General features: G+C 51.9%; 11 protein-coding genes. 3 read left to right on the forward strand and 8 right to left on the reverse strand.

What is annotated here, in order from left to right; translation table 11 throughout:
* The first annotated feature begins 13 nt into the window (after nt 1-13).
* On the forward strand, nt 14-742 hold the full coding sequence (locus ACPUC8_RS05810) for a FadR/GntR family transcriptional regulator (protein WP_494925742.1): 729 nt from the start codon (nt 14-16) through the stop codon (nt 740-742).
* 10 nt (nt 743-752) lie between these two features.
* The gene (locus ACPUC8_RS05815) at nt 753-1,457 is read left to right on the forward strand and encodes a cache domain-containing protein (protein WP_494925743.1); all 705 of its coding nucleotides are present in this window, start codon (nt 753-755) and stop codon (nt 1,455-1,457) included.
* A gap of 30 nt (nt 1,458-1,487) precedes the next feature.
* Here ACPUC8_RS05815 and ACPUC8_RS05820 read toward each other — a convergent pair whose 3' ends face one another.
* The 7 genes from ACPUC8_RS05820 to ACPUC8_RS05850 all read right to left on the reverse strand — a co-directional run bounded on the left by ACPUC8_RS05820 (nt 1,488) and on the right by ACPUC8_RS05850 (nt 10,617).
* Entirely contained in the window at nt 1,488-2,924 is a 1,437-nt protein-coding gene (locus ACPUC8_RS05820) for an NAD(P)/FAD-dependent oxidoreductase (protein ID WP_494925744.1), read from the reverse strand.
* A 62-nt stretch (nt 2,925-2,986) separates the two neighbouring features.
* On the reverse strand, nt 2,987-4,312 hold the full coding sequence (locus tag ACPUC8_RS05825; RefSeq protein WP_039333285.1) for an APC family permease: 1,326 nt from the start codon (nt 4,310-4,312) through the stop codon (nt 2,987-2,989).
* Nucleotides 4,313-4,427: 115 nt separating this feature from the next.
* A complete protein-coding gene (locus ACPUC8_RS05830) occupies nt 4,428-5,882 on the reverse strand; it encodes an APC family permease (protein WP_494925745.1) in 1,455 nt (484 codons plus the stop codon).
* 252 nt (nt 5,883-6,134) lie between these two features.
* Nucleotides 6,135-7,304: a dihydrodipicolinate synthase family protein gene (locus tag ACPUC8_RS05835; RefSeq protein WP_494925746.1), complete on the reverse strand. Its 1,170-nt coding sequence runs from the start codon at nt 7,302-7,304 to the stop codon at nt 6,135-6,137.
* 16 nt (nt 7,305-7,320) lie between these two features.
* On the reverse strand, nt 7,321-8,562 hold the full coding sequence (locus ACPUC8_RS05840; RefSeq protein ID WP_494925747.1) for an MFS transporter: 1,242 nt from the start codon (nt 8,560-8,562) through the stop codon (nt 7,321-7,323).
* A gap of 59 nt (nt 8,563-8,621) precedes the next feature.
* Entirely contained in the window at nt 8,622-9,455 is an 834-nt protein-coding gene (locus tag ACPUC8_RS05845) for a sugar phosphate isomerase/epimerase family protein (protein WP_494925748.1), read from the reverse strand.
* Between the two features lie 10 nt (nt 9,456-9,465).
* Nucleotides 9,466-10,617 (reverse strand): Gfo/Idh/MocA family protein, encoded by a 1,152-nt coding sequence (locus ACPUC8_RS05850; protein ID WP_494925749.1) that lies wholly within the window; start codon nt 10,615-10,617, stop codon nt 9,466-9,468.
* A 211-nt stretch (nt 10,618-10,828) separates the two neighbouring features.
* Here ACPUC8_RS05850 and ACPUC8_RS05855 point away from each other — a divergent pair, with 211 nt between their 5' ends.
* On the forward strand, nt 10,829-11,500 hold the full coding sequence (locus ACPUC8_RS05855) for a TetR/AcrR family transcriptional regulator (RefSeq protein WP_494925750.1): 672 nt from the start codon (nt 10,829-10,831) through the stop codon (nt 11,498-11,500).
* A 7-nt stretch (nt 11,501-11,507) separates the two neighbouring features.
* Here the strand turns inward: ACPUC8_RS05855 and ACPUC8_RS05860 are convergent, their stop codons facing one another.
* The gene (locus ACPUC8_RS05860) at nt 11,508-12,278 is read right to left on the reverse strand and encodes a 3-hydroxybutyrate dehydrogenase (RefSeq protein WP_494925751.1); all 771 of its coding nucleotides are present in this window, start codon (nt 12,276-12,278) and stop codon (nt 11,508-11,510) included.
* Between the last annotated feature and the right edge of the window lie 13 nt (nt 12,279-12,291).

Raw genomic sequence — 12,291 nt, forward strand, 5'->3', positions numbered from 1 at the left:
AATCACGAGGAATATGATTACTCATGCAGTGATTTTCTCCCCTATTGGGCAGTCCAGCCGTTCCGATCAGATCGTGCAGCGACTGGCGAATGCCATCGTTTCAGGATTACTCGAAGCGAATGAGCAACTGCCTAATGAAGCGGATTTAGCCCGTATGATGGGCGTTTCACACATCACAATTCGCGAAGCGCTGAATACGTTGCGCGCTAATGGCCTGGTCTATACGGTACGCGGGCGCAATGGCGGCAGTTTCGTCGCCAACAGCATTGATAAACAGGCTTCGTCACAGCACCCGTTCAATATGATCAGCACTGAATATCTGTCTGATTTAGGGGAATGGCACAGTGCGATTTTCTGCCATGCGGCGAAACTGGCTGCAACCCGCATGACCGCTAATGACATCACTACCCTGACCCAGTTCGTTGACACGCTGGAACAGGCCACCACGGCAGAAATGCGCAGTCAGGCGGATATGCGTTGTCTGTTAACGATTGCGGCAAACTCCCAATCGGCCAGAATTGCCAGTCAGGAACTGATCATTCAATCTGAGTGGGCATCACTGGTCACACTTTTATATAAATCAGATGTTGCTCATCACACCTCCGTCGATATTTATCGCAAGTTGTTGACCGCCTTTCTTGGGCATGATGAACTGGCTGCGGTTAATCTGGCGAGTGAATTGATTAGCGAATTAACCTCAAGGTTGATCGAATATAAAATAAGCTTTAAAGAGATGATGTGAGGAGAAAACCGTGAGCGAAGTCAGTCACCACACGCGAATCGTTAATACCTTAGAAGATCTGTTCGCCGCGGTAACCATGTCGACTAAAGATCTCTCGGCCAGTATTAACCATACTTTAGCCGCGATTCCCGTCGCCGGTATTGCCTCTGACAAGCAGCGCGAAAGTAGCCTGCGTAAAAGCCTTTATCCCGCGATTGAGAAAATTTTACTGGACAGCCAATACTGCTCAGGAGCGGGATTTGCCAGCCATCTGGCAACCGAAAACCTCGCGCAACCTTACTGGTTTCTGGAATGGTGGTTTAAAAATCCCAAAAGCAACCAGCAATCTTGTTTAGACCTCGATCAGGCAACACAGCAACGGTTAGATTTCAGTACCTTTGAATGGTTTAAAAATACGCCAGATGCCGAAGACGTTTATTTACACGGACCTTATGTCGATTATGTCTGTACGTCTGCGTATACCATTACGGCGGCGTCGCCTGTACTGATTGACGGAAATATGGTCGGCGTGGCAGCGGTGGACATATTAGTGAGTCGTATAGAAGAGGCGTTATTGCCGATGGTTAAACAGACCAGCAGTAAAGTGATCATTACTAATAATGATAATCGGGTGATATTCTCCAGCCATCTTAAATATCGCACCGGTTCATTGGTCAATATTGATGCGACCTATCAAACTACGCAAAACAATTTCTGCAAAATCACTTTCCTGTAAATCCCTGCCGCAGATGCGGCAGGGTCACGATTAAAACGAAATCATTTTTCCCGGTGCCAGTTTGGCGGTGATGCCGAGTAACGTTTTCGCCAGAGGAATAGCCACTGGCGCCAGTTTTCGTCCAATCATCAGCGGTGTGTGTTTTATCGCGGTCAGCATTGAGAAATCACTGTTGGCCTTGACGATATCATCACGAATCGCTTTTCCAATTCGTACCGTTTGCGCAATGCCGTGTCCGCTCCAGCCATGCACGGAGTAAATTTTGCCGTTCTTCCCGCCTTTACGGCAGTCGGTAGCGCCGTTTAGCGTTAAATCCGTGGTGCCGCTCCACGCAAAATCGAGCTGCAGTTCTTCATGTTCAGGAAACACAGAGCGTAACCGCGAGGTGAGGTAATCCACCGTGCGGGTATCATCCCAGCGCATACCGGTCCCTTGCCCGCCAAACAGCAAACGCTCATTGCGAACCGGGCGGTAATAATCGATTTGCAACTGCGTGTCATAGACGGGCTTGCCTGTCGGGAGCAAGGTTTTCGTACCGCCAGCCACCGGTGATGTCACGCCAACGTAGGTATAAAACGGTATGGTGGTGGCGTTGTTTTCATTGAGTAAGGTATGCGTGGCATCATGAACCGCAATCACCACGCCCTTGGTGGCAGTGATCATCCCTGTTGCCGTATGGACATGGGTAACGCCGCCGAACTCCTCAATACGGATCACTTCACTTTGCTCGTGAACCTGTCCGCCATTCATCACAAAGCCGTATATCAGCCCACGATTGAGCGCCAGTGAATGAATCTGGCCGCCAAGATCATCCAGAACACCGCCGTAGTAGGCTTCCGATCTGATGTGTTCTTGCAGCTCGTATCCCCCTAACACGGCGACATGGTTGTCTCCCAGAAAACGGCGCGCATCGGCAGCCTGCACCAGCGCATTCATATGGCCAGGGTGCACCGCAGCCGTGATATGGCCGCGCTGGCGGTCGAGGTCGAGATGGTATCGGCTGGCAATATCATCAATCAGTGACATCGCCTCGGTCGAGGTGAAGTGCCATAAACGTCGCGCTTCGTCCGTACTGAGGTTATCCAGCATCGATTCGGCTTCCCAACGCGCCAGTCCGGGGGTGAGTTGTCCTCCGTTTCGCCCTGACGCGCCAGAACCAATCGCATTCTTCTCCAGAAGCACGGTTTCAATGCCCGCTTCAGCCAAATGCAACGCAGTGGATGCCCCAAGAAGTCCGCCGCCAATGACTACGAATTCACACACTTTCTCTCCCCCTAACGGAGAAAAATGCATCCATGGCGCAAGCGTCGACTCGTAGTAATTGGCCGGATTTCCCGGATCGATATTCTCTGTTTCATCACATTGTCTCACCCAGTTCCAGTCACCATTGATGGCTGTTTGACTCGGTCGGGTAAATTTCGCATCACGCATTAATTCCGGTTTAATTAAATCCATCTGTCTGTTCATACGTTATTCTCGGTCAGTTAATCACACCACAGGTCAATTCACTGTGAGTTTCACTTCATTCACTACTCAGAAATCATCACTTCACGTTGGGTAATACTGCAGTAAATAATCCAGCTAATCCCTAATACCGCCCAAATCGATCCCAACAGAAAGGCATCATGATCAAGATTGACCCACATCATCGCGACGCATGCCAATCCACACAGCGGCAGCAACACATTATTAAACAGGTCATTGAATCCGGTGACTTGCTTATCCATAAAGGCAAACTTCACGATAACGGAAAGATTCACAGCACTGAATGCCACCAGCGCGCCAAAGCTAATTAACGAGACGGCCGTATCGAGATCAAAGAATATCGAACTGAGCGAAATAAAACCGGTTAATAATACGCAATAGAGCGGATTCCGGGTTTTCGGGTGAATATAGCCCAATACCGGTGCTGTCACTGGATTGTTCTTACCCATGATATGCAGCAACCGTGCGGCGCTGGCGTGTGAAGCCAAGGCTGACGCGACCGTATTTAGTAATATCCCCATCAGGAAGAGTGTCTGGAATAAACGACCACCAACGTATAAAACAATCTCTGGCATCGCTTCCATGGGATTTTTAAACATGGCGTTATCGGGATAATAGAGTTGAATAAACCATGCGGCGAGGAAGAAAATAGCACCGCCGCACAGTGCGGTATAAAACACCGCTTTAGGAATGACGCTTTCTGGCTTGTCAGTCTCATCCGACAGCGTGGTGACTGCATCAAAGCCTAAAAATGAGAAACACAGGACGGCTGCACCGCTAATGAGAGGCAAAATGCTGGCATTTCCGTTGAACAACGGTGTCACTGTCAACACGCGTCCGCTGCCATACGCGCTACTTAAATCGTGCACCACCAGGTAAACAAACACACCCATTAAAATCACCGGCATGCCGACAAACAGGAAATTGACGTTTGCCAGAATTTTAATGTTGCAGCAGTTGATATAGGTAATCAGCGTGGTGAAGGCCAGAATGGATAACCACGGTGGAATTTCAGGCAGCAGTGTTTGCAGGTAGATACCCGCTAATAACGAATTGATCATCGGCAGGAAGATATAATCCAACAGGGATGACCAACCCACCAGAAAACCAATATTATTGCCGCAGACATTTTTTGCGTAGGTATAAGCCGAACCTGCGCAAGGATATAGTTTCACCATGCGTCCGTAACTGACAGCGGTAAATAGTACGGCTGCCAGTGCAAGTAAATACGCCAGCGGCACACGACCCTCGGTTAATTTAGATACAATGCCGAACGTATCAAATACCGTCATCGGTGTCATATAGGCGATGCCAATGATAATGACTTGCCAGATGGAAAGCTTTGTCTTGGTTCTTGAATTCAGGTTCATGGTTATTCCCATTCAATATTTCAGACACGCCGCTCCCTTCCCATGGCACCGGCGATGGAGTGTAAGCTGTATTGCAAAGCGGAGATGTGGGTGAGACTTCCCTCACCCAGTGTGATTACTCTTTGATAGCGCTCAGATCGTAATGCGGTTCATGACTTTTTTGACTGTAAGGGCGCGCAATAAACATATATAACGCCCCCGATGCCACAACAATAAACAGACCAATTAACACAATCCATTTATCGACAAAGCTGCCCTCTCCAGGTTGCACCAACAGATAGATACCGCCTAAACCATAAATCAGCGCCAGGATATTCACCCAGATCCCCCAACGACCAATGCTCCATTCTCCTTGAGGTTTCCAACCCTGCAGACGTTTACGCAAAGCAGCCAGCACCACCATCTGGAAGGAAATATAGATACCCACTACCGCAAAAGCGGTAATACGTGCAAGGTTATCCGGTTGATAGTAAACCCAAATACACACCAGCAGTGGCAAGGCACAGCTGACAATCATGGCGTTATCTGGCACATCGTGCTTCGAAATCTTCGCCATCCAACTGCTGCCTGGCAGCATTTTGTCTCGCGAGAAAGAGAACAGCAGACGGCTCAACGCGGCTTGCAGCGAAAGAATGCAGGAGAGCATGGCAATCACCGCAACCACAATGAAGATCTTCTCACCCATCGGACCAAGGGCATTATTCAAAATTTCAGGAATAGGATTCTGGATCTTACCCGACACAATATCGTGCAGATTTGGATACGATAACAGGTAGCCCAGTACAGATATCACCGCTGAGATCGCGCCAAAAACAATACTTAAAATCATCGCCACCGGGATTTTACGGCTGGCATTCTGCACTTCTTCTGCCACGTTCCCACAGGCTTCAAAACCAAAGAACATGAACAGCCCTAACAAGGATGCCGACATAAACGCGGAGGTATAACCGCCGCTGGCACTTACGCCCATGGAGTCAAAAATCACGCTGATCGGCTGCATACGATGGAACAGCAGGAGATAAATGCCGAGTGCAATAACGCTGACAATTTCACACCAGAAGCCAATACGGGCCACACGCGCCAGGTTTTTGGTGCCCGACAGGTTAATCGCCATCATCATTAATAGCAGCACAACCGAGGTCATCAACAAGTTGATCGCGGTTTGTTCATAGCCTAATAGCGAGGCAACAAAGGTTGAACTGTATTCGGCAATCGAGGTAATGGTGACCACCAGCGCCCAAAGATAGATCCAAGCGGCAATCCAGGCATATTTTTTGCCCCAGAGAATACGCGACCATGGGTATAACCCTCCGGTGATCGGGTATTGTGAGGCGACCTCACCAAAGACCATCGCCACCAACAACTGGCCACCTGCGGCAATCAAAATCCACCAGATAGAAGGTGGGCCTGCCAGCGTCATGGCTAAGGCAAACAGAGAATAGACGGCGGTAAGGGGTGATAAATAGGTGAATCCCAGCGAGAAGTTAGACATCAAGCCGATCGATCGCTTGAACTTTCGCTCTTCTTGCCCAACGCTGTTGCGGGTATTTCCTGACGGAATAGTGCTCATCAACGCCTCCAGAACCTTAACTGTAATGTTATGTCAGTATTTATAAAACATAATATGTTATATGTATATTGTGCGATGTCACAGTTTTGTTAAATTCAATATATGTAGCTGTTATTAGTGTATTTTCTTGATGATAGGTGTTTCTTATGGCGACAGTGATTTGATATCAGAGAAGAAAAAACGTGGTAGAAGGCGTGGTTGAAAGAGAGCGAGCGGCCTGATACCGCCCGCGTGAAGCTTATGTATCGCAGCTTAAATACCGTGCAGTTTCGCCAACAGCCACATGCGTTCCGAGGCGATGTCAGCATTTTCCAGTAATCCGGCCTGGTCAGCCAAACGGAAGGCTTCACAGTAATGCGTTAAGCTGCGGGCGCTTTGCAGGCCACCTAACAACGTAAAGTGTTGTTGATGGCCGTTCAGCCATGCGAGGAACACAATCCCTGCTTTGTAATATTGGGTGGGAGCGGAAAAGAGATGGCGTGCCAGCGGGACAGTTGGAGACAGGATTTTGTCAAAGGTCGCCCGGTCGCCTTGCGCTAGCGCATGTAGCGCGCTGGTTGCCGCCGGTGCAATGCCATCCAGAATGCCTAATAACGCGTGAGAATAACCTTGTTCATCCCCCGCGATCAGTTCGGGATAGTTGAAGTCATCCCCGGTGTACATTTTCACCGAAGCAGGCAACTGGCGACGCATCTCGATTTCGCGATCTTTATCCAGTAAAGAGATTTTAATCCCCTCGACCTTCGCCTCATTTTCTCGAATTACGGCAAGACACACCTCCATCGCAGCGTGGAGGGTATTCCCCCCCCAATATCCGCGCAGCGCGGGGTCAAACATGTCGCCCAGCCAGTGCAAGATCACCGGCTCTTTTACCTGGCGCAGCAGCGTGCCATAAACTTTGATGTAATCATCCGGCCCGGTGGCAATCGCTGCCAGCGCACGACTGGCCATCAGAATGATGCGGCCACCGCAGGCTTCAATCGCGGCTATCTGCTGTTCATAGGCGGCAATCACATCCTGCAAGGTTAACCCGGTAAAATCGGTCAGATGATCGGTTCCTGCGCCGCTGGCGATCAAAGCTCCCGGATAAGCTTTTGCCTGCTCCACGCTACGCTGGATCAGTTCCAGCCCAGTTGTCCAGTTAAGCCCCATGCCGCGCTGGGCGGTATCCATCGCTTCGGCTATGCCCAATCCCAGCGACATCAGATGACGGCGATAGGCGAGCGTGGCGTCCCAGTCAATCGCCATATCACTGTGCGGATTCTGCATGCGTTGGGGATCGGCCACCACATGTGCTGCCGCATACACTTGTCGGTTAAAGGTGGGTTTGGCTGGCAGATGCCAGTTGCGTTCGCCCTGCAATACATAGCTGTAAGGCTGCCCGTGGCGATCCAGTAAACGTACTTTATGGCTGACAGTCATGGTTCTCATCCTTCTTTCAATGTTTAGCCAGATGCCCAGACGGCAGAGCGTCCTGTGCATTTTTTGTGGTAGCTACAGGCATGCGCCGCACACCCAGCAACACCACGCTGCTACAAACAATCACCAACGCCGCCGCCAGCCACACCGGTTGCAAACTGTAATGCTGCGCGTAGTAGCCTGCGACAATCGGTGAGATACCGCCGGCCGCCATGCCCATATTCATGACAAATCCAATGGCTGATCCGCGTAGCGATGGCGGAACCAGTTCAGCGGTCAGTGACAGCACAATCGGGGTGATGGGATAGCCGAGGAAACCCAGCATCAAGACCAGAACAATGACCAGCGGCACGGAGAGATTGAAGGACATTGCGGCCATCACTAGCCCGCTGACAAAGGTGATGCTCATCAGTAGGGTGCGACGACGTTTGAAATCGCCTTTATCGCAATAGCGCCCGAGCACAAAGCCGCCCAGCGCACCGGTGATGCCCAGAAGACTAGCGATAGTTCCGGCGGTGCCGATCGACAGATTTTTCACCTGCATCAGGTAGCTGGGTGCCCATAGCAACACAATCCACCAGCCCGCTAACAGCACGAAATAGAAGGCCGCCATCAGCAATACCGGGGCATGGCGGAACAAAGTTTTCAGCGGCACTCGCTCCGCAGCCTGACGCGCGATCAGCGCAGCGGGCTTGCGGTCATTCTTCACCAACAGCAGATAGAGCAGAGCCACTACCATCCCCATCGCCCCCGCAACATAAAACACCACGCGCCAGCCAAAAATCGGGCCGAGCATGGCACCCATCCAGGTGCCGAGAAAGCCGCCAATTGGATAACCCATCCAATACAACGACATTACGGTGGTACGTTGTTTCTCACTGGTGACGTTCGCGACTTCCAGCGAGGCAGCGGGCCAGAAGATGCCTTCACCGATACCGGTCATGACGCGATAGAAGATCAGGCTGGTAAAACTTCCCGCCACGCCCGTCAGGAGCGTGGCAAGGGAGAACATCATCAGACCGAGAATGAGCACCGGCTTGCCACTTAACTTGTCGGCAATAATGCCCGCGATAAACAGAAACAGGATGAAGCCAAAAAAGAAGGAGGAGAGCAGAATGCCGCTTTCTGCTTTACCGAGACCAAAATCACCGGCGATCAAGCCAATCGCGGATGACACCGTCATGCGATCCACCGAGTACATCATGTAGCCAAGGCCGCACAGCACGGTGACCAAAATCATTTTTCGGGTATCTGTATTCATCTTTTCCTCGACAATCTCTTAGACCGACGAAAACAGCTTTTCAGCTCTGTCAGATACGGTTAACCGTGCGCCAGATGGCGAGCCTTGCAGGTCTTGAGCACCTCATCCGGATCCTGAACCCACCAGTTGAGGCGGGAGAAAATCTCCACTTCATGCAACCCACGATAGCCCTGCGCTTCCACCGCCGTTCTCATCGCCCGAATATCAATCACACCATCGCCCATCATGCCGCGATCTTCGAGCAGGTCCTGCGTTGGGCTTAGCCAGTCGCAAATATGAAATGCCAGCAGCCGCTTCTGGCCCGCGCGGGCGATTTGCTGATAAAACTCGGCATCCCACCAGGTGTGATAGACATCAACCGCAATGCCCAGCCCGTCATCACCCAACTCGTCGCAGAGATCGTTGGCCTGCTTTAAAGTATTGATACAGGCACGGTCGGCGGCATACATCGGATGGAGCGGCTCAATAGCCAGCGGCATTCCTCCGGCACGGGCATACTCCAGTAAGGCGCTCAGCCCATCGCGCACTTGTTGTCGCGCACCGGGTAAATCCCGCGATCCCGGCGGTAATCCGCCCACCACCAGCACCAGGCATTGCGCCCCCAACTCCAGGGCTTCATCCACGGCTCGCTGGTTATCGCTCAAGGTCGCCTGACGTGCCTGCTGATCGATGCCAGGGAACATACCGCCTCGACAGTAGCCACTGACAGCCAGATGGTGATGACGGATAAGCCGTGCGGCTTCCCGCAGCCCAAGCTTTGCGACCTGGTCACGCCACGGTGAGATGCCGCGAATCTCATGGCGGGCGCAGCCTTCAATGATTTGGCGTAAATCCCACTGCTGGCGTACGGTGGCGGTGTTCAAAGACAATTGATGCGGATCGGGTTGGCTCATCTTCTTCTCCTCAGCGTTCCAGCGATGGCACATCAACCCAGCGACGCTCTTTCCAGCTTTTCAGTGCCAGATCGACCAACTGCAGCCCTTTCGCACCTTCCAGCAGATCCCAGCGATATACGCCCTCTCCCCAAACGTGGCGCAGAAACAGTTCCCACTGCACTTTGAATGCATTGTCATAGACTTGAGTGTCGGGCACGCTTGCCCAGTCATCGAAAAAGTTGTGTGTTTGACGGATGTCAGGATTCCAAACCGGTTTTGGCGTATTAACACCCGCCTGAGTGAAACAGTCGCTCAGCCCAGCCAACGCCGAACCTTTCACCCCATCGACCTGGAATGTCACCAAATCATCGCGGCGCACACGCACACACCATGAGCTATTGATCTGCACAATCGCGCCATTATGCAGCTCGAATGTGGCGTAAACCGCATCGTCCGCAGTGGCAACGTAGGGTTGTTGCTGCTCATCCCAGCGCTGCGGAATGTGCGTCGCTCCGATGCAGCTCAGGCTTTTGATCTCGCCAAACAGATTGTCGATGACATAGCGCCAGTGACAGATCATATCGAGGATGATGCCGCCGCCATCTTCACTGCGGTAGTTCCAGGAGGGACGTTGGGCGGGTTGCTGGTCGCCCTCAAACACCCAGTAACCAAACTCACCGCGCACTGACAACACGCGGCCAAAAAAGCCCGCCTCATTAAGCAGACGCAGTTTTTGCAATCCCGGAAGCCAGAGCTTGTCTTGCACCACGCCGTGACAAACGCCCTTTTCACGCGCGTAATGGTACAAGTCCAGCGCATCATCCAGTCCCATCGCCACGGGTTTTTCCGAATAGACATGTTTGCCTTTGCTGATGGCTTTTTTCAGCAGCGCCGGGCGCGCCTGGGTGGTGGCCGCATCAAAGAAGATGATGTCATGTGGATTGTTAAGCGCCTCATCAATGTTGGTGCCCCAGCGCTCAATGCCATACTCACGCGCCAGCGCCGCGATTTTTTCCGCATTACGGCCAATGAGAATCGGATCTGGCATCAGGCGGTCGCCATTAGCCAGCGCGACTCCGCCCTGCTGACGAATCTGCACGATAGAACGGATGAGATGCTGGTTTTTGCCCATTCGCCCGGTCACGCCGTGCATGATGATGCCTACTGGAATCTGCGCCATGAATACACCTCAAAGTAGTTTGTGATGGAAGTAACATGCTCAACATCTGTTTTCACCGTTCAACTCACGTTGATTCATAATCAATCAACTAACTGGTTGATGACTTCACTATAGAGTTCAAAAATCAGCCTGACTTTGATCGGTTTCACATAACCAACTAGTTAGTTGAAAATCTTTCTCCCTTGTTTTATGCGCAAAAAGAGGCACTATAATGCTCAGAAAAACAGTGATGTGTGGGGATTCTGCTTTGGTTAATCGCGTGGCTAGCAATATTGAAGAGGTGACGGATAAGCAGGTGCGGATACTGATGGCCGCCCGCGCCGAGTTCGCTGAGAAGGGATTTGACGGTGCTCGCGTTGACAGCATTGCCGAACGCGCCCACGCCAATAAACAGCTGATTTACTACTACTTCACCAATAAAGATATCCTGTTCACCAGGGTGCTTGAAGAAGCCTATCGAGATATCCGTGAGCAGGAAGCGGCGTTGAAACTTGATCATCTGCCTGCCGATCAGGCCATCTTGCAACTGGTGGAGTTTACCTGGCAGTACTATCTTAAGAACCCCGAATTTATCCGCCTGCTGAACAGTGAAAATCAGCTTAAAGCGCGTCATCTGAAAGAGTCTGATGTCACCGTGCAGATTAACCAGAGTTGGAGCAGCATCACGCAACAACTGCTGGCGCGTGGCCGAACAGAAGGCTGCGTTCGTGAAGATATTGATGTGATGCAACTCAACATCAATATCTCGGCGCTGGGTTTCTTTTACCTGATTAACCAGTCCACGCTATCCATCATCTACCAGCAAGATCTCAGCGCCAAAGCGGCGCTCGATGAGCGCCTGCGTGTGATGAAAGAGTGTATTGCGGCGTGGATAAGGCCCTGACTTCGGCTTACTGTGCCAGCCAGCCGCCGTCCATATTCCAGGCGGCGCCGCGCACCTGCGCACCGCCTTCGCTACAGAGGAACAGCACCAGCGCTCCGAGCTGTTCTGGCGTCACAAACGCCTGAGCAGGCTGTTTCTCGGACAGCAAGGCGAGCCGTGCCGCTTCAGGCTCTTCGCCTGCTGCAATGCGCTTATCAATCTGCTGCTGCACCAGCGGTGTCAGCACCCAGCCCGGACAGATGGCATTGCAGGTGATCGGTGATGTGGCGTTTTCCAGCGCAATCACTTTGGTCAAACCCACCACACCATGTTTTGCCGCGACATAAGCGGCTTTCTCTTTCGATGCCACCAGGCCATGCACCGAGGCAATATTTATGATGCGCCCCCAACCGCGCGCCTGCATGCCCGGCAACACCACACGGCTGGTGTGGAACACCGAGGACAGGTTAATCGCGATGATCGCATCCCATTTTTCCACCGGGAATCGCTCAACCGGTGCGGTGTATTGAATCCCGGCATTGTTCACCAGAATATCCACCGCTCCATAACGCGATTCAACCCACGCGATCATCGCCGCAATCTGCTCGGGATCGGACATATCCGCATCGTGGTAATCCACTTCAGCGCCGGTTGCTGCAATCAGCGCTTTAGCCTGGTCCACATCACCAAACCCGTTAAGGATCACTGTTGCACCTTGCAACGCCAACTGTTCGGCAATCCCCAAACCAATACCGCTGGTTGAACCGGTCACCAGCGCGACTTTTCCCGTTAACTGCATCGAATTATCCTCC

This window comes from Pantoea sp. CFCC18177, assembly GCF_059412425.1.

Coding starts and splice junctions, on each gene's coding strand:
- ACPUC8_RS05810 (WP_494925742.1), top strand. CDS start 14: ATGATTACTCATGCAGTGATTTTCTCCCCTATTGGGCAGTCCAGCCGT.
- ACPUC8_RS05820 (WP_494925744.1), bottom strand. CDS start 2,924: ATGAACAGACAGATGGATTTAATTAAACCGGAATTAATGCGTGATGCG.
- ACPUC8_RS05825 (WP_039333285.1), bottom strand. CDS start 4,312: ATGAACCTGAATTCAAGAACCAAGACAAAGCTTTCCATCTGGCAAGTC.
- ACPUC8_RS05830 (WP_494925745.1), bottom strand. CDS start 5,882: ATGAGCACTATTCCGTCAGGAAATACCCGCAACAGCGTTGGGCAAGAA.
- ACPUC8_RS05835 (WP_494925746.1), bottom strand. CDS start 7,304: ATGACTGTCAGCCATAAAGTACGTTTACTGGATCGCCACGGGCAGCCT.
- ACPUC8_RS05840 (WP_494925747.1), bottom strand. CDS start 8,562: ATGAATACAGATACCCGAAAAATGATTTTGGTCACCGTGCTGTGCGGC.
- ACPUC8_RS05845 (WP_494925748.1), bottom strand. CDS start 9,455: ATGAGCCAACCCGATCCGCATCAATTGTCTTTGAACACCGCCACCGTA.
- ACPUC8_RS05850 (WP_494925749.1), bottom strand. CDS start 10,617: ATGGCGCAGATTCCAGTAGGCATCATCATGCACGGCGTGACCGGGCGA.
- ACPUC8_RS05855 (WP_494925750.1), top strand. CDS start 10,829: ATGCTCAGAAAAACAGTGATGTGTGGGGATTCTGCTTTGGTTAATCGC.
- ACPUC8_RS05860 (WP_494925751.1), bottom strand. CDS start 12,278: ATGCAGTTAACGGGAAAAGTCGCGCTGGTGACCGGTTCAACCAGCGGT.